This window comes from Pseudomonas guariconensis (assembly GCF_900102675.1).
GTDB classification, from domain to species: domain Bacteria; phylum Pseudomonadota; class Gammaproteobacteria; order Pseudomonadales; family Pseudomonadaceae; genus Aquipseudomonas; species Aquipseudomonas guariconensis.
The window spans coordinates 146,369-169,719 of the sequence record NZ_FMYX01000009.1 but is presented as its reverse complement, the minus strand read 5'-3'; the positions used below and the strand labels follow the sequence as shown (position 1 = coordinate 169,719).

The 23,351-nt window shown below is 65.4% G+C and carries 18 protein-coding genes; 10 read left to right on the top strand and 8 right to left on the bottom strand.

The window, feature by feature from the left end:
* Positions 1-106 precede the first annotated feature (106 nt).
* The 5 genes from BLS27_RS16360 (at position 107) to BLS27_RS16340 (ending at position 5,971) form a co-directional block, all read left to right on the top strand.
* Positions 107-625, top strand: a complete 519-nt coding sequence (locus BLS27_RS16360) for a flavin reductase family protein (RefSeq protein WP_043214641.1) — start codon at positions 107-109, stop codon at positions 623-625.
* A 9-nt stretch (positions 626-634) separates the two neighbouring features.
* Positions 635-2,332 (top strand): FAD-binding protein, encoded by a 1,698-nt coding sequence (locus tag BLS27_RS16355; protein ID WP_090345693.1) that lies wholly within the window; start codon positions 635-637, stop codon positions 2,330-2,332.
* A 1-nt stretch (position 2,333) separates the two neighbouring features.
* Complete coding sequence (locus BLS27_RS16350) at positions 2,334-3,425, top strand: ferredoxin--NADP reductase (RefSeq protein ID WP_090345806.1); 1,092 nt, start codon at positions 2,334-2,336, stop codon at positions 3,423-3,425.
* 148 nt (positions 3,426-3,573) lie between these two features.
* Complete coding sequence (locus BLS27_RS16345) at positions 3,574-4,320, top strand: SDR family NAD(P)-dependent oxidoreductase (protein WP_043215143.1); 747 nt, start codon at positions 3,574-3,576, stop codon at positions 4,318-4,320.
* A gap of 67 nt (positions 4,321-4,387) precedes the next feature.
* Positions 4,388-5,971: a FadD3 family acyl-CoA ligase gene (locus BLS27_RS16340; RefSeq protein ID WP_090345690.1), complete on the top strand. Its 1,584-nt coding sequence runs from the start codon at positions 4,388-4,390 to the stop codon at positions 5,969-5,971.
* 123 nt (positions 5,972-6,094) lie between these two features.
* On the opposite strand, the gene BLS27_RS16335 is transcribed toward BLS27_RS16340, so the two are convergent.
* Positions 6,095-6,973 carry an SDR family NAD(P)-dependent oxidoreductase gene (locus BLS27_RS16335; RefSeq protein WP_090345687.1) on the bottom strand — a complete coding sequence of 293 codons (879 nt, stop codon included), beginning with the start codon at positions 6,971-6,973 and terminating at the stop codon, positions 6,095-6,097.
* A gap of 2 nt (positions 6,974-6,975) precedes the next feature.
* Positions 6,976-8,709 (bottom strand): FAD-dependent oxidoreductase, encoded by a 1,734-nt coding sequence (locus tag BLS27_RS16330; RefSeq protein WP_090345685.1) that lies wholly within the window; start codon positions 8,707-8,709, stop codon positions 6,976-6,978.
* Between the two features lie 257 nt (positions 8,710-8,966).
* Between BLS27_RS16330 and BLS27_RS16325 the strand changes: the two genes are divergently transcribed.
* Complete coding sequence (locus tag BLS27_RS16325; RefSeq protein ID WP_090345683.1) at positions 8,967-10,544, top strand: DUF1302 domain-containing protein; 1,578 nt, start codon at positions 8,967-8,969, stop codon at positions 10,542-10,544.
* A 24-nt stretch (positions 10,545-10,568) separates the two neighbouring features.
* Positions 10,569-11,951 carry a DUF1329 domain-containing protein gene (locus BLS27_RS16320; RefSeq protein ID WP_043215152.1) on the top strand — a complete coding sequence of 461 codons (1,383 nt, stop codon included), beginning with the start codon at positions 10,569-10,571 and terminating at the stop codon, positions 11,949-11,951.
* 77 nt (positions 11,952-12,028) lie between these two features.
* Here BLS27_RS16320 and BLS27_RS16315 read toward each other — a convergent pair whose 3' ends face one another.
* From BLS27_RS16315 to BLS27_RS16290, 6 genes are all read right to left on the bottom strand, one after another.
* Complete coding sequence (locus tag BLS27_RS16315) at positions 12,029-12,994, bottom strand: acetyltransferase (RefSeq protein WP_090345681.1); 966 nt, start codon at positions 12,992-12,994, stop codon at positions 12,029-12,031.
* 14 nt (positions 12,995-13,008) lie between these two features.
* Complete coding sequence (locus BLS27_RS16310; protein WP_090345679.1) at positions 13,009-13,794, bottom strand: SDR family oxidoreductase; 786 nt, start codon at positions 13,792-13,794, stop codon at positions 13,009-13,011.
* Between the two features lie 30 nt (positions 13,795-13,824).
* A complete protein-coding gene (locus BLS27_RS16305; protein ID WP_090345677.1) occupies positions 13,825-15,000 on the bottom strand; it encodes a sulfotransferase family protein in 1,176 nt (391 codons plus the stop codon).
* Complete coding sequence (locus tag BLS27_RS16300; protein ID WP_090345675.1) at positions 15,000-16,112, bottom strand: DUF1214 domain-containing protein; 1,113 nt, start codon at positions 16,110-16,112, stop codon at positions 15,000-15,002. The genes BLS27_RS16305 and BLS27_RS16300 overlap by 1 nt, the downstream gene beginning before the upstream one ends.
* A 117-nt stretch (positions 16,113-16,229) precedes the next feature.
* Entirely contained in the window at positions 16,230-18,920 is a 2,691-nt protein-coding gene (locus tag BLS27_RS16295; protein WP_090345673.1) for an RHS repeat domain-containing protein, read from the bottom strand.
* Positions 18,921-19,048: 128 nt separating this feature from the next.
* Positions 19,049-19,552 carry a hypothetical protein gene (locus BLS27_RS16290; RefSeq protein ID WP_043215909.1) on the bottom strand — a complete coding sequence of 168 codons (504 nt, stop codon included), beginning with the start codon at positions 19,550-19,552 and terminating at the stop codon, positions 19,049-19,051.
* 410 nt (positions 19,553-19,962) lie between these two features.
* Between BLS27_RS16290 and BLS27_RS16285 the strand changes: the two genes are divergently transcribed.
* The 3 genes from BLS27_RS16285 (at position 19,963) to cysN (ending at position 23,327) form a co-directional block, all read left to right on the top strand.
* Complete coding sequence (locus BLS27_RS16285) at positions 19,963-20,433, top strand: SRPBCC domain-containing protein (RefSeq protein ID WP_090345671.1); 471 nt, start codon at positions 19,963-19,965, stop codon at positions 20,431-20,433.
* A 93-nt stretch (positions 20,434-20,526) separates the two neighbouring features.
* Positions 20,527-21,441: a sulfate adenylyltransferase subunit CysD gene (gene cysD / locus BLS27_RS16280; RefSeq protein WP_279614988.1), complete on the top strand. Its 915-nt coding sequence runs from the start codon at positions 20,527-20,529 to the stop codon at positions 21,439-21,441.
* Positions 21,441-23,327: a sulfate adenylyltransferase subunit CysN gene (cysN, locus tag BLS27_RS16275; RefSeq protein ID WP_090345662.1), complete on the top strand. Its 1,887-nt coding sequence runs from the start codon at positions 21,441-21,443 to the stop codon at positions 23,325-23,327. Before cysD ends, cysN begins: the two co-directional genes overlap by 1 nt.
* Positions 23,328-23,351 lie beyond the last annotated feature (24 nt).

Genomic DNA, 23,351 nt, shown 5'->3' with positions numbered 1-23,351 from the left:
AACGGACCATGTGGGGTGCGCATTGACTAGTCCCCTCGGACGATGTTGCCCCTTGCAGTCGTTGGAAGAATTCATCCCACTGAGACAGCCAACCCGAGGGCGTGCGATGAACGACAACAACAATTTGAAAGCCGACATGCTCCAGGCCATGCGCCGCCTGGCCAAGTCCGTGACCATCATCAGCACCAGCGACGGCAGCCAGCGCTTCGCCATGGCCGCCACTGCGGTGGATTCGCTGAGCACCGAGCCGCCATCGCTGCTGATCTGCGTCAACCAGAGCGCCTCACCTCACGCCGCGCTGGCCGCCGGTGCCAGCTTCTGCGTGAACATCCTGGGCCTGGAGCAGCAGCACCTGGCACACCTGTGCAGCGGCAGCATCAAGGGCGAGGCGCGCTTCGGCCAAGGTGAGTGGCTGACCAGCGACGAAGGCATCCCGTACCTGGCCGACGCCCAGTCATCGATCCTCTGCCGCCAGGATGGCCAGTTCGCCTACGGCACCCACACGGTCTTCATCGGTCGCATCCTGCGCATCCACACCACCCCGACCATCACCCCGCTGGTGTACCTGGACGGCCACTACACCACCACTGCCAAGCCTGCGCCCCTCGCGGCCAGTGTCGGCTGAGGCGCGGCCATGGCGAAGCACGCGGTGACAGCACCGCTGCGCGTCGACAACGCCGAGCAACTGCACTGGCAGCAGCGCGCCGACCTGGTGGTGGTCGGCTTCGGCGGCGCCGGTGCCAGTGCCGCCATCGAGGCCGCCAGTCGCGGCCTTTCGGTGTTGGTACTGGAGCGCTTCGCCGGCGGCGGCGCCACGGCCCTGAGCGGTGGCGTGGTCTATGCCGGCGGCGGTACGCCCCAGCAATTGCAAGCGGGCTACCCGGACAGCAGCGAGGCGATGTTCAACTACTTGCGCAAGGAGGTAGGCGATGCGGTCAGCGAACAGACCCTGCGCACTTTTTGCGAAGGCAGCCGGGAGCAACTGGCCTGGCTGGAGCGCCAGGGCGCGGTGTTCGAGGGCAGCATGGCCCCACACAAGACTTCCTATCCCAGCGACCGCTACTACCTCTATTACTCGGGCAACGAGGCGGTGCCAGCCTATGCCGTTGATGCCGCCGCCGCGCCCCGCGGGCACCGCACCAAAGGCACAGGCATGTCCGGTTCGGCGCTGTTCCGTGCCCTGGCCGACAGCGCCCGGCGCCGTGGCGTGCAGGTGCGCACCCAGTGCCAGGTGCGGCGTTTGGTGATCGACCGTGACAACCAGGTGATCGGCGTTGAAGCCTGGCAATTGCCCGCCGGCAGCCGCGCGGCACGCAGCCATGCGCGCCTGGCGCGCTGGGCCGCCGCCGTGCACATGTACGTGCCGGCGTTGTCCGCCAGGCTGCGGGCGCGCATGCAGCGCCTCGAGCAACGCCATGCCCGGCCGGTGCGGGTCCGCGCCGATCATGGTGTAGTGCTGGCCAGCGGCGGTTTCGTGTTCAACCGCCAGCTGCTGGGCGAGTATGCGCCGCGCTACCTCGATGGCCTGCCCCTGGGCAGCAGCGGCTGTGACGGCAGCGGCATCGACCTGGGGCGTAGCGTGGGCGCCAGCCTTGGGCGCATGAACAAAGTCAGCGCCTGGCGCTTCATCAATCCACCGCTGGCTTGGGCGCGCGGATTGATCGTCAACGCCCGGGGCGAGCGCTACTGCAACGAAGAACTCTACGGCGCCACCCTGGGCCATGCCATGGTCGAGGAACACGACGGCCGTGCACTTTTGATCCTCGACCGCACCTTGCGCAACCAGGCCCTGGCGCAGGTCGGGCCAGGCAAGGTGTGGTCGTTCCAGCGTTTGCCGGTGCTGCTCAACCTGCTGTTCAACTGCCGCCGAGGCAACACGCTGGAGCAGTTGGCCGACCGCTGCCGGTTGCCCGCCGACACCCTGCGCCGCAGCGTGGAGACCTACAACCTGGCGGCCCGTGGCGAGACCACCGACCCGCTGGGCAAGTCCGCCTCGATGCTGCATGACTTGGGCCAGGGCCCCTGGTATTGCCTGGATCTGTCCTACGACAGCCGCCTTTACCCTTGCCCGACCCTGACCTTGGGCGGACTGCGGGTGTGCGAGCAAAGCGGCCGGATGCTCGACCAGCAAGGCGCCCCCATCGCCGGGCTGTACGGCGCCGGCCGCTGCGCCGTGGGCGTTGCGTCGAACCTGTATGTCTCGGGCCTGTCCCTGGCCGATTGTGTCTTTTCTGGCCGGCGCGCCGCGGCCCATGTGGCCGAGCTTGCCGCAAGCCAACGTGCCTCTGAAGGAGAACACCCATGCAACGCGCAACTGACCCGTGGCCGCTGACATGAACATCCAGGCCACCCCAGACCAGACCCAGGCCAGCCCGGCGCCTGCCAGCACGCTGCGCCTGCAGGTGAGCGCGGTGATCGACGAGACCGCCGATGCCCGCTCGCTGGTGTTCGACGTCCCGCAGGCACTGCGCGAACGCTTTGCCTACAAACCCGGGCAGTTCCTGAGCTTTCGGGTGACCGTGGACGGCAAGCGCCTGACCCGTTGCTACTCGATGTCCAGCTCGCCGTGGACCGATGCACAGCCCCAGGTGACCATCAAGCGCGTCGAAGGCGGGCGAGTGTCGAACTGGATGAACCAGCACGTGCAGGCCGGCGACTGGCTCGACGTGCTGCCGCCGGCCGGGCACTTCTGTCTCGACCAGCGCCAGGCGGCCGACGCCAGCCGGCCCTTGGTGCTGTTTGGCGGCGGCTCCGGCATCACCCCGGTATTCTCCTTGCTCAAGGCGGTGCTGCACAGCGGCCAGCGCCCGGTGCTGCTGGTGTATGCCAACCGTGACGAGGCGTCGGTGATCTTCCGCGATCAATTGCGCCTGCTCACCCGGGCCCACCCGGAGCAATTGCAGGTGGTGCACGTGCTGGACTCGGTGCAAGGCTTTCTCGATGCCGCCCAGGTACGCCAGCTGGTGCGCCATTGGCGTGGCGCGGACTACTTCATCTGCGGGCCAGGGCCGTTCATGGACACCGTGGAAACCACCCTGCTGGCCTTGGGCGAAGCACGCGACAGCATCCATGTGGAGCGTTTCGTCTCGCCGCCCGACCCGGACAGCCAAGGCGCCGCACAGGCCCCGGTGCCACTTGACGGCACCAGCTGCGAGCTGCTGCTGGTGGAGCTGGACGGTGTGACCCACCAGATCGTGCCGCGCCCGGGCGAAACCCTGCTGCAGAGCTGTCGTTCGGCGGGGCTGGATGTGCCGTACTCGTGCGAGGAAGGGTTCTGCGGGGCCTGCATGTGCACCGTCGAGGAAGGCCAGTCGCAGCTGACCCGCAACGATGTGCTCAGCCAGGCGGAGCTTGCGGCCGGGTGGACCTTGGCGTGCCAGGGGCATCCGCAGGGCGCGCGGGTGCGATTGAAGTTTCCTGCCTAAGGCTTTCGAGGGTGCCCTGGCCAATTCGCGGGTTTACCCGCGAAAAAGCCAGTCCCCCCTAGTCTCTACAGACGATCCCACCCGCACCCGCAACAGGTAGACTCGCCACAGCAGCAGCTTCACAACAATAAAAGACTGAGGTTCGAATATGGCTCGTTTGCAAAACAAGGTCGCGGTGGTCACCGGGGGCGCGTCGGGCATTGGCCTGGCCTGCGTGCGTCGCTTCAGCGCCGAGGGCGCCCAGGTGGTCGGGCTGGATGTCGGCCAGGCGCCAGCGGACTTCCCGGGCCTGTTCATGACCCTGGATGTCCGCGACGAAACCCAGGTGCAGCAGGTGATGGCCGAGGTCGTCCAGCGTTTCGGCCATATCGATGTGTTGGTCAACGCCGCCGGCGTCGCCAGCCAAGGCAGCGTCACCAGCGCCAGCACCGCCGACTGGCAGCGGGTCCTGGACATCAACCTGACCGGCAGCATGCTCACCAGCAAGCATGTGCTGGGGCAGATGCAGGCCCAGCGCAGCGGCTCGATCATCAACATCGGCTCGATCTTCGGCCTGCAGGGCTGCGACGGCAACGTCGCCTACAACGTCTCCAAGGGCGGCATCAACCAGCTGACCCGCAGCATGGCCATCGACTATGGCTACGCCAATATCCGCGTCAACGGCCTGTGTCCGGGCCTGATCGAAACGCCGATGACCAGCATGGTCCGCGAGAACCAGGCGTTCCATGATTTCTTCGCCTCGCAGCACATGCTCAGCCGCCCCGGGCAGCCGGAAGAAGTGGCCAATGTCGCGCTGTTTTTGGCCAGCGACGAGGCGTCCTTCGTCAGCGGGCAGATGATCGCCGTGGACGGTGGTTTCTCCGCCGGCCGCCGCTTCGCCCCGCCCAGCGCCTGACCGACCCGGCCGGGCCTGGCGCCCGGCCTTTCCCTTCGTCTATCGATCCTCTGCCTGAGGAGGCCACATGCCGTCCGTGGAAAACGCCCAGACCTTCCCGCAACTGTTCGCCCTGGCCGCCGAGGCCTACGGCGAGCGCCCGGCCATCGAAGACGCCGGCGATCCCATCAGCTACCAGCGCCTGGACCAGTTGCGCCGCCAGGCCGCGCGTGCCTTGCTGGCCCTGGACGTGCCGGTGGCGGCGCGGGTGGCAGTGTGGGCTCCGAACCTTTGGGAGTGGATCGTCGCGGCCGCCGCCCTGCACAGCGTCGGCGCCACCCTGGTGCCGCTGAACACCCGCATGAAAGGCGCCGAGGCCGCGCAGGTGCTGCACGACAGCGGCACCTGTGTGCTGTTCTGCATCAGCCGTTTTCTCGACACCGACTACCCTGCCCTGTTGGCCGACCAGACCTTGCCCGCGCTGCGCCAGGTGATCCACCTGCGCCCTGAGGGCGATGTCGGCCAAGGCCTGGCCTGGGAGGACTTTCTCGCCCTCGCCGAGCAGGTGCCCGACGCCTGTTTGAGCGAACGCGAACGACAGGTCACGGCCGACACCTTGTCGGACCTGCTGTTCACCTCCGGCACCTCGGGCAAGCCCAAGGGCGTGATGAGCTGCCATGGCCAGAACCTGCGCGTGGTGCGTGACTGGAGCGCAATCGTCGGTCTGCAGGCGGGCGATCGCTACCTGATCGTCAACCCGTTCTTCCATTCCTTTGGCTACAAGGCCGGCTGGGTCGCAGCGCTGATGCGCGGCTGCACCCTGCTGCCGCAGCAGGTGTTCGACACCCAGGCGCTGCTTGAATGTATCCAGCGCGAGCGCATCAACGTGCTGCCCGGGCCGCCCACGTTGTACCAGTCATTGCTGGCCCACCCCGAGCGCCAGGCGTATGACCTGGGCAGCCTGCGCATTGCCGTGACGGGCGCGGCGTCGATCCCGGTGCAGATGATCCGGCGCATGGCCAGCGAGCTGGGCTTTGCCATCATCGTCACCGCCTACGGCCTGACCGAGGCCTGTGGCTTCGTCACTATCTGCCGGGCCGGCGACAGCGCCGAGCGGGTCGCCACCACCTGTGGCCGGGCGATGCCTGATGTCGAGGTGCGCTGCGTCGATCCCCAAGGCCAGCCGGTGCCGGCCAATCAGCCGGGCGAGGTGCTGGTGCGCGGCTACAACCTGATGCGCGGCTACCTGGACGATCCGAGGGCCACCGACGAGACGATCGACGCCCAAGGCTGGCTGCATACCGGCGATGTGGGGGTGCTCGATGACGAGGGCTATCTGCGCATTACCGACCGCTTGAAGGACATGTTCATCACCGGTGGTTTCAACGTGTACCCGGCGGAGATCGAACAGACTTTGGTGCGTTATCCCGGTGTGGCCCAGGCGGCGGTGATCGGCATTGCCGACGAGCGTCTGGGCGAGGTCGCCATGGCCTTCCTGCTGCCGGTGCCGGGGCAGCGGATCGACGAAGCGGCGTTCTTGGCCTGGTGCCGGGTTCAGATGGCCAATTACAAGGTGCCACGGCGGGTCCAGGTGCTGAACAACATGCCGCTCAATGCCACCGGCAAGGTGGCCAAGCAGGTGTTGCGCGCTTGGGTCGCGGAGCCTGTTTGAGAACCACGGGGGCGCGTTGCGCCCCATCGCTCCGCTGACGCCCACAGCTACCGTGCTGCTCAGCAGGGCGAGATTCGGTAGCGCTGGCGGAGCCTGCGATGGGCCGCAACGCGGCCCCGGGATTCAGATGACCCGCGCTGGATGCTGCTGGCGGGGCTCGCCCAACATGGCGCGGTGCGACGGAGGCTGGCGGCCGTCAGCTTCGGTGATGCCGTAGCGTGGGGCGACCTCGGCGCTGATGAGGGTCTGGCCGCTGTAGTCGGCCAATTGCGGGTCATTGAGCAAGGCATGGATCAGGCGCCCGTTGAACTGCGGCGTCTCGGCGTTCTCCAGGAACGCACGGTACTGCTCACCATGCTGCTCCCCGGCAATGCGCGTGCGTTCGGTCAGCTGCGGCCCGAGCCACAGCGAGACCGCCGCCACGCCACGGCCTTCGAAGTCGATGGCCATGTCCGCCGCGAACTTGTCGCAACCGGCCTTCTGCGCGCCATACGCCGGCCCGTGCATGTAGCAACCGGCCCCGAAGGACGAGGTGAAGCACACCAACGCACGCCCGCTGCGCAGTAGCAAAGGGGCCGCGTGATAGCTGGCGACATAGGCCGAGCGCAAGCCGACGTCGAGGATGCGCACCAGCGACAGCGGTTTTTCCCAGAACGGGCCCGGCTCGATCAGCTGGTCATGGATATGGGCAACGTTGTTGACCAGCAGATCCAGCTGGCCGCATTCGCGCTCGATGCGTTCGAACAGCGCCCGCACCTGCTCATCGTCGCCATGGTCACAGGCCACGGCGATACCCCGTCCGCCCGCCGCGTCGATGGCATCGGCCGTGCCCTGCAGGTCACCCTCCAGGGCCTGGCCATAGAGCGTCGAGCCGCCCTGCCCGGCCATCCGCCCTGTGACGTACACGGTCATGCCCGCCTCACCCAGTGCCTGGGCAATACCGCGCCCGACACCGCGACTGGCGCCTGTGACCAATGCTACCTGTGGCCTTTCGTTGTGCATGCTTACCTCCCAGTGGTGGCCAGGGTCGGTTGACCCTGGTTGTGTTCGCTATGGGCATGGATATGGTTGGCCGCCAGGTAACCGAAGGTCATGGCCGGGCCAAGGGTGGCACCGGCGCCGGGATAGGTGCGGCCCATCATCGAGGCGGCGCTGTTGCCGATGGCGTACAGCCCCAGGATCGGCCCGCCATCCTGGTGCAGCACCTGGGCGTACGTATTGGTGAGCAAACCGCCCTTGGTGCCGATGTCGCCGGCATCCACCCGCACGGCGTAGAACGGCCCCTTGGTCAGCGGTGCAAGGCATGGGTTGGGCTGCACGCCGGGGTCGCCGTAGTAGCGGTCGAACAGCGACTCGCCCTTGCCGAAATCGTCGTCGCGGCCCTGGGCGGCCATGGCGTTGAAGCGCTGTACAGTGCGGCCCAGGCCGGTGGCATCGACGCCGATCTGCGCCGCCAGCGTGCCCAGGTCATCGGCCTTGTGCAGCACCTGGCGCAGGTGCGCCGGCAATCGCCAGTCCGGCTGGGCATAGCCGGGCAGCAACGGGCCACAGGGGTACTTGCGCCGGAACTGGGCGTCGAAGACCATCCAGCACGGCACGCTGGTGGCGCCTTCGCGGTTGTTCGCGTACATGGCGTAGACGATGTCGCTGTAGGGCGCACCTTCGTTGACGAAGCGCTCACCGGCCGAGTTGACCAGGATGCAGCCAGGCAGGTTGCGCTCGACGAACAGCGCGCGCTGCTTCTCCTCGCCCGCCACCTGCACGGTCGGCGCCCACCAGCTGTGTTCCATCAGGGCCGTGCGTGCGCCAACGGCCACGGCCGCGCGAATGCCATCACCGGTGTTGTGCGGCGGTGTGGCGCTCCAACCGGCATTGGACGGTTGCGGGTGATACTGCTCGCGCATCGCCTGGTTCCGCTCGAAACCGCCGGCGGCGATGATCACCCCTTGCCGGGCCTTGATGTTCAGCCATTGCCCGTCGCGCAGCACTCGGGCGCCGCCGATGCGCTCGCCGACGATCAACAACTGATCGAGCCGGCAATCGAGCCACAGTGGCACGCCTCGGTCGAGCAACGAGCAGCGCAAGGCGCCCACCAAGGCGTTGCCCAGGGTCAGGTAGCGGTCGCGGCGCGACAGCCTGCGGCCCTTGCGGTCGCGCCAGTAGCGCCACAGCACCTTGGCGGTCAGGCCCATCCAGCCTTTGCCTCGGCACAGCAAGACCCGCGCTTCCTTCATGGTCATGGCCATGCGCCCCATCATCAACGTACCGGGGGATGGTGCGCGCATCCGCAGGAATTCATCACCCAGCTGCGCGGCGTCGAACGGCAACGGGTCCATGGAACGGTAGCCGGGCTTGCCGCCCGGCACTTCGGGGTAGTAGTCGGTGTAGTGGGCCTGGGCTTCGAAGCGCACGCGGGTGTCGCGCTCCAGGTACTGGACCATGGACCGGGCATGCTCGACGTAGGCCTCGATGCGCCCGTCGTCGACCTCGCCTTGCGTCACGGCCTTGAGGTACGCCACCGCCTCGGCGGCCGAGTCCGCCCCACCCAGCGCGGCCACGCGGTGGTTGTCGGGGATCCAGATCCCCCCGCCGGACACCGCCGAGGTGCCGCCGTACTGCTCGCTCTTCTCGATCACCAGGGTATCGAGCCCCAGGTCATGGGCTCGCAACGCGGCGGTCAGGCCGCCCGCCCCCGAACCGATCACCAGTACATCGCAACATTCGTCCCACCTGATCATGCACGCACCTCCTCGGGGCAGACGCCTCCAAAGCCCGCGCCGGAAAAGGAAGAACGCGGCCTGGGCCAAGGGCTCGCTCGATTGTCTGGCGCGGTGCATGACCGGACATCGTCCGATGGGACTAGCGGGTCACCACCGATTGCGCGTAGTCCACTTGGACGATGTTGGTCCAAGGGTCCGGTCCCATAGTCGGCCCTGCTTCACCTCCCAAAACCGGAACGTCGGTCGGGCAGGCATGCCCGCGCATGAGGACGACAATGATAAAAACAACAATCGCCCCCCAACCCCTTAACACGTACGTGCGTCTGTCCCTGTTGCTGCTGGCCGGGGGCCTCGGCCAGCAGGCCAGTGCCTTGACCTTCCAGCCCAGCGATGACCTGAGCATCGATTGGGACACGACGTTGTCCTACAGCCTTGCCTGGCGTACCGAGAAGCGTGACCACAAGCTGGTGAACAACGCCGACGGCAACGACGGCGACAACGCCTTCGACCGCGGCAGCCTGATCACCGACCGGGTGGGTTTCCTCACCGAAGCCAACCTGCGCTGGCAGGAAAACTACGGCCTGTTCATGCGCGCCTCGGGCTTCTACGACAAGGCCTACGACCAGAGCAACGACAACGACACCGGTACCTCCAACTGCTTCGCCAGCGGTGTGTGCAGCAAACCGAACCAGTTCCCCAAGGACACCGTCGACCAGCACCGCGACGACCTGCGCCTGCTCGATGCCTATGCCTACGGCACCTGGGACATGGCCGGGCACAACCTCAACCTGCGCGTGGGCGACCAAGTGGTGAGCTGGGGTGAAAGCCTGTTCTACCCAGGCGTCTCGGGCGCCCAGAGCCCGGTGGATGCCACCAAGGCGACTACCCCCGGCGTCGAGGTGAAGGAAGTGCTGCTGCCGGTCGGCCAGGTGTTCGGCCAGTTCAGCCTGACCGACGACCTGGATGTGGAAGCCTACTACCAGTACAAGTGGGAAAAGACACAGTTGTTCGGCGTCGGCAGCTACTTCTCCACCACCGACTTCATCGACCGTGGCGGCTACAGCGATGCCAGCGGCTTCGTCAAGCGCCTGCCCGACAACGAGCCCAGTGACAGCGGCCAGTACGGCCTGGCCCTGCGCTACAGCGCAGCGTCGCTGAACAACACCGAGTTCGGCCTGTACTACGTGCGCTACCACGACAAGACCCCGACGCTGGACTTCCAGAGTGACCTGGGCTTCTACCGTGCGCGCTACTTCGACAACATCGACCTGTACGGCGCAAGCTTCGCCACCGTGCTCGGCGATACCAGCCTGGCCGGCGAAGTCAGCTACCGCGACGGCCAACCGGTGATGGTCGACAACGGTTTCTCCAGCGCGGTACGCGCCGAGACCTTGCAGGCCCAGGTGTCGGCCATCCACGTGTTCGGCCCCAATGCCTTCTCCGATAACACCACCCTGACCGGTGAGCTGGTCTACAACACCGTGCTCAACAACGACAAGTCCGACCCGCTGACCCTGGCCCCTGGCTTCTCGCTGCCGGGCACCGACTCGCTGGTCGGCGATCGCGATGCCTGGGGTTACACGGTGCAAGTCAACTTCGACTACAACGACGTGTTCAGTGGCTGGGACATGTCGGTGCCGATCAACTTCAGCACCGCCGCCCAGCACGACAGCGCCCTGACCGGCTCGATCAACTACGGCCAGGGCGACGACCGCGCCAGCATCGGTACCACCTGGCGCTACCTCGGCAACTTCACTGTCGAGGCCCTCTACAGCGCCTACCTGGGCAATGCCAACAACTCGCCCTGGGCCGACCGCGACAACGTTGCCCTCAACTTCAAATACCGGTTCTGAAGCCCCCGACGGAGGATCATCGACATGTCCAATCTCAAGCACCCCTGGATACGCACCACCCTCGCCGTCGCCCTGCTCGGCAGCAGCCTGGCCCTGCAGGCCAACGTCAGCGGCACCAGTGCCGCATCCCTGGGCAAGGACCTGACGCCCATGGGCGCCGAGCGCGCCGGCAACGCCGACGGCAGCATCCCGGCCTGGACCGGCAAATGGCGCGGCGCACCGCCCCAGGTGAAATTCGCCGGCCCCGGCACCCCCTACCCGGATCCCTATGCCGACGAAAAGCCGCTGTTCGTCATCACCGCGCAGAACATGGACCAGTACGCGGCCAACCTCTCTGACGGCCAGAAAGCGTTGTTCAAGCGTTATCCCGACACCTTCAAGATGCCGGTCTACCCCAGCCACCGGGATTTTCGCGTCGATCCGGACACCGAGGCGGCCATCAGCCGCAACGCCGCCAGCGCCAAGCTCAGCAGCGACGGCAACGACGCCCTGGACGCCTTCGGTGCCTCGCCGTTCCCGGTGCCGAAGAACGGCAACGAGCTGATTCTCAACCACACCATGCAGGCCCGTGCGATCACCGAGGAGGCCAACTACAACCAGGTGGTGGTCTACGCCGATAACAACCGCGTGCTGGAGAAGGTCAACTACAAGATCTACTCGCTGTGGTCCGACCCCAAGCAGAATGCGCAAAGCACCAACGGTGTGTTCACCGACTTCCTGCTCACCACCCTGGAGCCTGTGCGCAAGAAAGGTGAGATCGTCGTCGGTCACGAGTTCATCAACGCCGCCGCCCAGCCGCGCCAGGCCTGGCAGTACACCCCTGGCCAGCGCCGCGTGCGCCGTGCGCCGACCGTGGGCTATGACTCCCCGACCGGTGCCGGTGGTTTCCGCGTGTACGACGAGGACCGCCTGTTCAACGGTGCCACCGACCGTTACGACTGGAAGATCGTCGGCAAGAAAGAGATCTACATCCCGTACAACAACTACAAGATCGACAGCCCGCAAGTCAGCCAGGCCGATATCATCAACGCCGCCGGTCACATCAACCCTGACCTGATGCGCTACGAGAAGCATCGCGTCTGGGTCTTGCAGGCCACCCTCAAACCGAGCGCGCGTCACATCTATGCCAAGCGTACCTTCTACATCGACGAGGACAGCTGGGCTGCCATCCTGGCCGACAACTACGATGCCCGTGGCCAGCTGTGGCGCACCAACATGCAGACCTCGGTGTATGCCTATGACATCCAGCGCTTCCATGCCCGTCTGGGCCTGTACCACGACCTGATCGCCGGGTCCTACATGGTCGACCGCCTGCTCGACGGCCAGACCCCGGCCAAGCTCAACGCCAGCAACTTCGGCGCTGACGAATTCACGCCAGGCAACCTGCGCAAGCTCGGCACCCGCTAAGCAGCGACCACCTCAAAGCCCCGTGTCGAAAGACCCGGGGCTTTTTGTTTTGCCTTGCGCTTTCGAGGTGGGAGGGATCAGCCGGGGTAGCAGGCGGCCAGGCGCTGGACGAGTGCTGGCAGTTGTGCGGGGCTCAGGCGATTGATGCCCGCGGCACGCACCCGGCCGCCCCCGCTGGGGAACTGCCGGCAAAAGGCATCGGCGGACCAAAGCGCACCGTCCGGCACGCGCAGGCTGAACATCCAGTCGCCATCAGGCTTGGCGCTGAGCAGCCCCACGGCACGTCCAGGCGCGGCAGCGGCCAGGTCGTTGGCCAGCACACCGCTGACTCGCCGCGCCCAGGCCTGTTCCGGCAAGCGGAACAGGCGCATGCCCGGCCCTTCGCACCACGGCGAAAGCCCCGCGGCGGCGGCCATGTCCGCGGCGTAACCGGCCCGCAGCACGGCAAAGCTTGCGCTGTGCTGCACGAAATCCAGCGGGTCGGCATAGGGCAACAGCTCGGCGGCCAGGGCCAGCGGGTCGAAGTGCAAATCGGCCACGCTGTCGCCATAAGCGTTGTAATTGAGCAATTCGCCCAACTGCGCCAGGGCCGTCAGCTCAGGTGCGCCCAGACCATGGCGTTGCGCCAGGGCCCGTGCCGGCCCGGCCATGCCATCGCCAAAGGCCGCCACCACCGCCCAGCGGTGGGCCTTGCCTTGCAGCCAGGTGTCGACCAGCAGGCTGGTACACACGTGCGCCGCCGTGTCGATGTGCGCATCGAAGGCCGGATGCTGGGGCAGTTCCCCGGCAAAGTGATGGTCGAAGTAGCGCACCTGGGCGCCGTCGGCCAGTAAACGCTGGACGTCTTCGCGGTTCTGCTCGTGGCCGATGTCCAGCACCGTCACCCGCTCGCCGGGGCGGGCCTTGACCCGGTCCAACAATGCAATGTCGCGCTTGACCCCGCTGACCAGTTGCACGTTTGGGTCGAGTTCGCCCGCCAGGCGCAACTGCTGCAGGGCACACAGGCCATCGGCGTCGCCGTTGAAAGCGCAATGATCGATCATGACCGCCCCCTTCACTACATCACTTCGCCGCCATTGGCGTCGAGCTGCGCGCCGTTGATTGCGCTGGAATAGTCCGAGGCCAGAAACAGCGCCGCCCGGGCGCATTCATCATCGGTGCGCATACGCCCGCCGGGGATGCCCGCGCTGAACTCGGCCTTGACCTGCGCCTCGCTGATCCCGCGGGCCTCGGCACTCTGACGGACCACCGCCTGCACCGGCGCCCCCCACATCCAGCCGCAGGCCAGGGCATTGACGCGGATGCCATACCCGGCCTGCTCGCAGGCCAGGTACCGCACGCTGGCGGCCAGGGCCGCCTTGGATGCCGAGTAAGCCGCGCCGCCCGGGTAAGGCTTGCGCACACCGAGCGTGTTGATCATCACGATCGCCCCTGCGCCCTGCTCGCGCATCGCCGGCAGCACGGCCCGGGACATGTTCAGCGAGCCCAGCAGGTTGACCTCAAGCGCCTCGCGCAGCGGCGCGTTGTCAGCCTCTTCCACGGCCTGGAAACCGCCGTGGGAGAACGCGCTGTTGACCAAGGCATCGATGCGCCCGAAGGCCTGCAGGGTGGCTTCGGCAAACCGGGTGCAGGCCTCGGGCTGGGTGATGTCGGTGGGCACGCACAGCACGTCGCAAGCGTGGCCCAGGGCGAGAATGCGGGCGCGGGCGTCGGCCAGCCGCTCGGCGCTGCGAGCCCCGATGGCCAGGGCGCGCGCACCTTCGCGCGCGGCCTCCAGGGCCAGCTTGATACCCAGGCCCGGGCCGATGCCGGAGATCATCACGACTTTGTCGTTCAACAGCATGGAGTGTTCCTTCTTCTGGTTGTGAGGGTGTCAGGCACGGGCGCGCAGGTGGCGGCTGCGGTATTGGGCATAGTCGCGCTGCAAGATGGCCTCGGTAAGGCCGAAACGCTCGGGGGTGTAGTGGTGGCTGGCGCGCTTCTCGCGGCCGTTGTCGGCCAGCCAACGCACAATGGCTTCGCGCACCGCGTCGCTCAGGTCCAGGCCGGCGAACGCGTAGATACGCTCGACCACCGCCAATGGCTGGCCAAGGGTGTCTTCGAAATGCACATCCAGCACACGCCCTGCGGGCAGCAGCTCGCGCACGGCCATGGTATGACGAAGGGCACGGGCCATGCGGCGGTTCCACTGCTCGCCGACGGCCTCGGCATCGGCCTGGTCGCTGTACAGCTGCCACAGGGTATGGATGAAGCTCGCCAGCGACGGGATGGTGCTGGCAGGCTCGCGGTGGGTGAGGATCACCTGTGCGCCTGGGAAGACCTTGATCAACAGCTCCAGGGTATGCAGGTGCTGGGGGCTCTTGAGCAGCCAGCGACGGCCCGGTGCGATACCGCGCAAGCCCTGCTGCCATTGCAGGAACTGCAAGCAACGCTTGAGGTAGTGGTAGACCTCGGTCTGGTCCTGGCGATCGAGCCAGGCGGTGTAGCTGGGCACATTGACATAGGAGTCCATGGCGCAGAGGAAGCTGTGCTCCATCAACATGAACTCTTCATCGGCCTGCTCGGCATCGAGGGGGTGGATGGCCAGCAACTGCGGCAGGTGCTCGACCATTGCCGCGACCTCTGCGCGGGCGCGCTGGATGCGCGCCTCGGGCTGGGCCGGGTCTTCGCCGGGCAGGGGCGCCGGATAGCGGGTTTCCCACCAATGGGCCTTGCTGAACTGCGGATCGACCGCCAGGGTGCGCTGCAACAAGGTGGTGCCGGTGCGCGGCAGGCCGACGATCACCAGTGGGTCGTCGACAGGTTGCGCCAGGATTTCGGGGAAGCGCTTGCAGTGCTCCTCCACCACCAAGCGGTTGGCCAGTTGCGCCACCAACTTTTCGCGCAGCATGCCGCGCCCGGCGGACGACAACCGGGCCTCCAGCTCCAGCGCCTGGGCAAGTACTGCCAGGGCCTCTCGGTAGTTACCGGGGCCGAAATCCTGCAGGCCGCCGGTCCGGGCGCTGGCGTCGGCCAGCAGGCGGTCTGGGGCGAATTCACTGTTGATCATCAGACGAGCTCCTCAAGGGCATGCAACTTCACGACGCGGGTGCTGGGGTGAACAGGGGATTTCGCGCCGACCCAGCGCAGGCACAGGGTGCCGTGGGGGTGACCGGCGGTGTGCAGCCAGTTGGCCAAGCCCGGGTCACGGGCGCTGAGCACCATGCGCAGGCCACCGTTGTCATCCAACTGGGCCGAGTGTTTGTTCAGGCAGATGCGGTGGTAGCGGTAGTCCAGGGATTCCATCCAGTAGTTGTTGATCTGCAGGTTCCAGAAATCGCACGCCGGTACGTGGTCGACCTCGATCAGCAACGCCTCGTCGTCAGCCAGCGCCCAGTACGAGTGGTAGTAGAAGATGTTCGGGTCGCCCCCCACCGACTGGCACAGCGCCTGGTCGGCCGGCGGCAGCTCATTGGTGTGGGCCTGGTAGCCCTGGGCCCAGTCGGCGAACAGCCGTGCGGTGTTCTCCACGAACGAGGCGGCGCGCTGCAGGCCTTGCTGCAGGAAGGCAGGGTCCAGCGGCGCGGGCACCTGGTCGGCGTCCAGGCGCTCGATATGCAGCCGTGCAGGCTGCTCGGTGGCGCGGTCGAGGAAGGTCTGGCGCACGATCAGCGCGTTACTCTCCGGCTCCAGGCGCAACCAGTTGCCGCTGGCCTGCGGGTACTGGCTGAGGATGATTTCGAAGTTGCCCTGAGCATCGAGCTCAAGCTGGCTGGCGTCGATGAAGCCGGTCTGGATCATCTTGCCGTCGGTCTCGTAACCGCCTTTTTGTGTGCCGAAGCTCAAGTAGGCGACACTGCCGCGCTGGCCGCTGATGCGGTAGCGCTGGGCGCCATTGAGGCGGGCGTAGCGGTACAGGTTGTCGGGGTTGTCGGCGCCGATCTTGGCGGTTTCGTGGGAGGGTGTGATGAAGCCTGGGAAGTCCGGGTCGGCGAACTCCAGGTGCATCTCCAGGGCGATGCGCAGCAGGCGTGTGAGGTAGCGAAAGCCTTCGGCGCGGGTCTGCGCATCGGCCGGCGCCTCGGCGCGCAGGATCTGCTCGCCGCTGCGCCTTAGCTGTTCGCAGAACCGGTTCCAGGTTTCACCGCTGCACACCTGCTGCTCGGTTGGGTCGTTAACCATGAGGGTCTCCTTGGGGGGCGGAATGCCGCGGGTTGGGAGACCATAGGAATTGCGACCCTCGGAGTACTACGTCCGAGCGGACTAAAGCGCTCTGTGCAGTGCGGTCAATACAACGGTTTATTTCTTGGATGCTGGGTAATAAAAACTTTTAGATATTTCATGCATTTTTTTATTTTGTTGCACCCCCTTCAAATATTCATGCCTGGAGGGAAACACTACGTTCCAGCCTGCCGCCAAATACTGCTTATCATTTGGATTAGCCCCAATGATGCTCCCATCCGGACTAACGCTAATGGCAATAAAGTGGTTTTTCCCTCCCGCCTCAACCTTATAGATTGGGCGGGCCGAGTCGCGTCCATGTGCCTTGCCTTGCTGACCCACGATCTCTCCCTCAGTGAGGGCTTTCATGATGATCGACTGTATTTCTACATCTTTAGTGAACCCGACGGCTTCAAAATCACCGTAATGATTTTCTCTGATGTGCCTCCACCCCTCCCCCTTTGACTTGTCTCCTTTTTTGTCTTTATCCGTTCCAATCCAGCCAGTGAGCATAAAAACAGGTCTCAACTCCTGCTTCCCGCCAACATTTACAAGTCTTCTACCCACTGCCTCGGTAGGCTCGTATTTAACACGGCTATTTCTGGATTCGACCCATTGACGCAGACCGGTGGAGGCGCTGTCTTTCAGCGCATAATTAGGCGCTGCCCTTGAGCCGCCTGCAGCGGCACCCGTGTTTGCGTCCATGCTTTGCTTGGGCTGCTGATTCCTTTGCTTCCTGCCCTTGGGCAATACAAATCCGTCGTCATCCTCATTCGGATCTCGGTCCGCCAACCCTTGGTCGTCGATCCGCGAGACCGGATTGTTCCTGACCATGCAGTACAGGTTCAGCCCGTCCACCGTGCCAGCGGGATCGGCACTGAGCCACCGCCCGACCCAAGATTGGTAATAGCGATAGCCGTAGTAATAGAGCCCCGTCGCATCCCGCTCCTTGCCTGAGTAGCGAACTGTCTTGTAGCTCGCCTGCACCGCATTGCGATGGGTCCAGACCGCCGTCCCGCCGAAGGGGTAGAACTCCTCCTGGCTGATCAGGTTGCCCGCGCCGTCGACCTCCAGAGCGCTGCTGCCCAGCAGGTTGTCGTAGCTGTAGCGCAGTTGGTCGTTGGCAATGTCCGCAGGCTTGCCTGCGGTCCAGTGCAACACCCGCACCTGGGCACGGCCCGCCTTGCCCAGGGTGATGACCTGCAGGTCTTCGGTGACCTTGTCGCCCGTTGCCGTGCACCGCTGCTCAAGCCCGGGCAGATAAAGCACCCATTGTCTCTGCACGCTGCCGGAGGCCTGCTGGACGCTGCTCTTGAGTACACGCTGGCTGTCATGGTCATAGCGGTAGCTTTCATGATCGTTCAGGCCGCCTTCGCGCTTCACCGGAGAGACCTGGTGCAACTCGCCGCGCGGTGTCCAGGCAAGGGTTTGCCCGGGTGACAGCAGCTTTTGCTGACCTGCGGCGCCGAACAGCGCCTCGACCTCGGTCGGATCCTTGGCCAAGGTGCTCAGCACCGCCCGATTGCTTCGAGCGCTGATGGTGATGTCGGTGGTGTAGCTGTGGTTCGTGGCAGGGGCGCTGTGGCGGATCTGGCTCAGGTTGCCCGCCGTGTCGTAGGTATAGCGGCGGGTGTAGCGGGTCGTGGCGCCGGGATCGGCCATCTCGCGCCCCGTTGCGCTGACCAGTTGATAGAGGCTGTCGTACGCGTAGGTGTTTTCCGGGACCACCTTCTGGTTGCGCCAGAAGCGCGTGGCTTCGGCGTCGTTACGCACGCTCAACACGTTGCCCACCGGGTCGTAGGCGTAGCGCAGATCCTGCAGCACTTTCGCCCCACTGCCCTGACGCTCGGTCTTGATGGAGGCCAGGCGCTGGGTCTTGGGCTCGTAGGTATAGGTCGTCACCACCCCGTTGCCATGTTCCTCGCGCAGCTTCTGGCCGGCAGCAGAGTAATGGAGGGATTTGACGATCACCTGTTCGGTGCCGCCCTTGAGCGTGAGCCAGCTGCCAGCCAATTGGCCGGCCACGTCATAGCACAGACGTTGCTTATGGCCTGCGGCATCCTGGGTGCTCAGCACTGCCCCAGTGGCATCGGTGGTGGTCTGGGTGGTGTATGCGTCGGGCTCGAGCCCCGCGTCGTCCTCGCCCTGCCAATCGACGAGGGTGTCAGGGCTGTCGGCATCCTTGAGCAGTTGTCGGGTGACCGACTGAGACACGCCGGTCAGGGCAATGCGCTCGGTCCTCACCAGCCCGGCGGTGTCGTAGTGACGAATACACTGGCCGGCGAGGTTATGTGCCTGGGCCTCTGGTGTCGGATCGGCCCAAAGAAGGCGTTCGATGACGCGCGCCGGCGCACCGGCCACCTGCTCCGTCACGTACAGTGGGCGGCCCGGCAGCGAGGCGTCCTCGTACTGCCAGGTGCGGGTCACGGGCGGGTCGTCCTTGTCGGCGCTGATGTTGTGCAGCGTCAGGCACGGCCTACCGGCGACATCGCTCAGGGCCAGTGATGTTCCGGCATCGACGCTTTGCGTGCGCAAGACCTCGCCGGCCAGGCTCGTCAGGTAGGTGAAGTTGGCCAACCCGGCCTCGTGCAGGCGCGGATCGGTGCTCTGGGTCAGAAAGCCGCGGGCATCGTGGCGATGGTAGGTGATGCGCGTGTCCGTCACGTGCGGGGTATCGGGGTGGCGATGATAGGCGATGCTGCGTACAGGCAAGCCGCGATTGTCCGACACCGTGACGGTGGGTGTGTTGCTGAATAGGGAAATGTTCAAGACTTGCTCCTTCAGTCATTACGAGATAACCCGCCCCTTTTCAGCATCCTAAGCACCCCCACACGCGGTGAAAGCTCAGCGATCTAACAGCCTTGTGGCTTGCCCCCTTCTCTCCGGGCGCCTGTTCCCTACAGCGGATTCCACCGAGCCTCCGGTGCGCGTGTCGTGTCGCCAGGCTTGGAGATGTTCGCGCCGATAACATACCCATTGGCAGCGACACTGACGGCAACCCGCACCAATCTTCCCCCGTACTGGATCTGGTAGACCGGACGGTTCTGCCCTTGCGTAGCGACGTGCCTGCCCGTTGTCACTGCGCTGATCACCAATTCTCTGATTTGCGCATTGCTGTAGGCCCCGACTTTATGGAAGTCGTCTAGGTGCTTGCCCACAACGTGATACATCCCGCCCTTCATCCCGGCATTCTGGATGTACACGTACAGCCCGGTCTCCTTGTCGCGCCCTACAGCCTCGATTTCATGGATGCTCTTGGCGCCTTGCGCGCGCAACACCCGCTTGAGTTTTTCACCTGGCTCACCGTTGATGATGAGGCCGGCGCCATGGTCGAAACGCTCCTTCCTGGCCTGCCAAGCTGCGGCCGTTCTTGCTTTTTCCACCTCCTTAGCCGTCGCCATGCCAGAAAAATCCTGAGACGGCAATCTTGGCGAAGTTGCCGCTCTTGGCCTTGGTTCCTCAGGCGTGTGTGCTTGCGCAGTGGGAGGCGACGAGAACAATGATCGCCCGTGCGCCCTGCCCCAGGCTGAAGGTGGATTACCGTTAGATGGCATGTGCATCACTCCTTGTTCAGTAGCGTGGGATTGTTCCTAACTTTCGATCAGAGTTCTGCACGCGCACTGCTTCACAGCAGGCGGATTTTGCCGCCACTCATACGGAACAATGCCTAGCTCCAAGTAGGATTACCTCACTCTGCCTCCTCGTCCAAACGGACGAGGAGCCCCCCGTCGCAACGGGCGACGATCCCCCGTTGGGCCATCTGGCTCTCCCGCGCCCAGCCGGGCTTGGGCCATCCAACGAGGACACCTTGATGACAACAGAAAAAAACCTGGTTCGCTCCGTCACCGTGGATATCGCCGCCCCTGCAGAGCTGGTCTGGTCGATCCTCATCGATCTGCCCCGCTATCCCCAGTGGAACCCGTACACGATCAAGGTCGAGTCCACCTTGCGCCTGGGCGAGCCGGTCAATCTGTACCTGCCTGATCCCACGCAGCCCGGTGAGCTGATCCACGTGACCGAGCAGTTGGCCGACTTCGAACCGTACCGCCTGCTGGCCTGGGAGATGCACGCCAGCGCCAGCAACCCCGACGCCGCCCGCCGCGAGCAGGTGATCGAACGTACCGGCCCGGACAGCTGCCGCTACCACACCACCGACCAGTTCCTGGGGCCCACCGCCGACACGGTCATGGCCAACCATGGCCACTGGGTCAAGCAGGGCTTCGATGCCGTGGCCCTGGCGGTGAAGGCCCGCGCCGAGTCGCTGCGCGCTGCTGCTGGGTGATCTCCATGCCCCCGGCGCACTTCGTCCGAGCAGACGAAGAGGCGCCGGGGGCGCATTGCCTACCTTGGCGTCAACCGGGCTCAAGCCCGGACGATCACGAGGAGGTATCCGATGTTGACTCATCTGCAATGGCTGGAAGCCGAGAGCATCCAGATCATCCGCGAAGTGGTGGCCGAGTGTGAAAACCCGGTGATGCTTTACTCCATCGGCAAGGACAGCGCGGTGATGCTGCACCTGGCGATGAAGGCCTTCGCTCCGGGCAGACCGCCCTTCCCGCTGCTGCACGTGGACACCACCTGGAAGTTTCGCGAAATGATCGCCTTCCGCGACCAGACCGCCAAGCGCCTGGGCCTGGAACTGCTGGTGCACATCAACCCCGAGGGCGTGGAAAAGGCCATTGACCCTTTCACCCACGGCTCGGCGCTGCACACCGATGTGTGGAAGACCCAGGGCCTCAAGCAGGCGCTGGACAAGCACGGTTTCGACGCAGCCTTTGGCGGCGCGCGGCGCGACGAGGAAAAGTCCCGGGCCAAGGAGCGGGTATTCTCGCTGCGCTCCGAGCAGCACCGCTGGGACCCCAAGCAGCAGCGCCCGGAGCTTTGGCGTCTGTACAACACGCGCAAGCGCAAGGGCGAGAGCCTGCGGGTGTTCCCGCTGTCGAACTGGACCGAACTGGACATCTGGCAATACATCTATCTCGAGCAGATCCCCATCGTGCCGCTGTACTTCGCCAAGGAGCGTCCGGTGGTGGAGCGCGATGGCACCCTGATCATGGTCGACGACCACCGTCTGCCGCTGCGTGACGGCGAGACCCCGCAAATGCGCAAGGTGCGCTTTCGCACCCTGGGGTGCTACCCGCTTACCGGTGCCATCGACAGCGACGCCCACGACCTGCCGGCGATCATCAGCGAGATGCTGGTCAGCCGCACCTCGGAACGCCAAGGCCGCCTGATCGACAGCGATTCGGCCGGCTCCATGGAGAAGAAAAAACAAGAAGGGTACTTCTGATGAACGCCATCACCCAGCACGACGAACTCACCCCGTACCTGCAGGCGCAACAGCACAAGCAACTGCTGCGCTTCATCACCTGTGGCAGTGTCGACGACGGCAAAAGCACCCTGATCGGGCGCCTGCTGTACGAGTCCAAGGTGTTGTTCGAAGACCAGCTCGGCCAGCTCGAAGCCGACTCGAAAAAGCTCGGCACCCAAGGCGAGGAGCTGGACTTCGCCCTGCTGGTGGACGGTCTGGCCGCCGAGCGTGAGCAAGGCATCACCATCGATGTGGCGTACCGCTTCTTCGCTACCGACAAACGCAAGTTCATCGTCGCCGACACCCCCGGCCATGAGCAGTACACCCGCAACATGGTTACCGGCGCTTCCACCGCGGACCTGGCGGTGATCCTGGTGGATGCCCGCCAAGGCTTGCTGACCCAGACCCGCCGCCACAGCTACCTGGTGTCCCTGCTGGGTATCGGCAAAGTGGTGCTGGCGATCAACAAACTCGACCTGATGGATTACGCCCAGGCGGTGTTCGAGCGCATCGAGGCCGAGTACCGCGCCTTCGCCGCGCAGATCGGCCTGCACGATATCCAGTGCATCCCGCTGTCGGCGCTGCGCGGCGACAACATGCTCAGCCCCAGCCTGAATACCCCGTGGTACACAGGCCCGAGCCTGCTGGCGTATCTGGAAGAGGTGCCCCTGGAGCAGGCCCGCGCCAGCGAAGCGGCGTTTCGCCTGCCAGTGCAATGGGTCAACCGGCCGAACCTTGATTTTCGCGGCTACTGCGGCAACGTCGCCGCTGGCAGCGTGAGCGTCGGCGAGCGCATCCGCGTACTGCCTTCAGGCCAGCAGAGCGAGGTCACGCAAATCCTCGGCCCCAACGGCCCGCAACAACGGGCCGAATGCGGCCAAGCTGTGACCTTGGTGCTCAAGGACGAGATCGACATCAGCCGCGGCGACCTGATCGCCCTGGCCGATGCCCCGCCTGCGGTGGCCGACCAGTTCGAGGCCACCCTGGTGTGGATGGACGAGGACGCCCTGCTGCCCGGGCGCCCCTACCTGATGAAGATCGGCTGCCGCACCGTAGGCATGAGCTGCGCCAATCTCAAGCACCGGGTCGATGTGAACAGCCTTGAGCAACTCGCGGCCAAGACCCTGGAGCTCAACGGCATCGGCGTGTGCAACCTGCACTTGGACCGGCCGATCCCGTTCGATGCCTATGCCGACAACCGCGACACCGGCGGCTTCATCGTCATCGACCGCCTGAGCAACCGCACGGTGGGCGCCGGCATGTTGCACTTTGCCCTGCGCCGCGCGCAGAACGTGCATTGGCAAGCCATCGACGTCAACCGCGAGGCCCACGCCGCGCTCAAGGGCCAGAGCCCGCGGGTGCTGTGGTTCACCGGGTTGTCGGGGGCAGGTAAATCGACCATCGCCAACCTGGTGGAACGCAAGCTGCACGCCCTGGGCCGGCACACCTACCTGCTCGACGGCGACAACGTACGCCACGGTCTGAACCGCGACCTGGGCTTCACCGAGGCGGACCGGGTGGAGAACATCCGCCGCGTGGCCGAGGTGGCCAAGCTGATGCTCGATGCCGGGTTGATCACCCTGGTCTCGTTCATCTCGCCGTTTCGCGCCGAGCGCGACATGGCCCGTAGCCTTGCCGGGGATGGCAACTTCCTGGAGATCTACATCGACGCCCCACTGGCCCTGGCCGAACAGCGCGACCCCAAGGGGCTGTACCAGAAAGCCCGGCGGGGCGAGCTGAAGAACTTCACCGGCATCGACTCGCCCTACGAGCCACCGGTGACCCCGGAGCTGCACATCGACACCCAACGCGAATCGGCCGAAGCCGCCGCCGAGCGCATCGTCGAAGCCTTGCTCAGGCTATGAGCGCAGCGGGCGCGGTGCCACGCC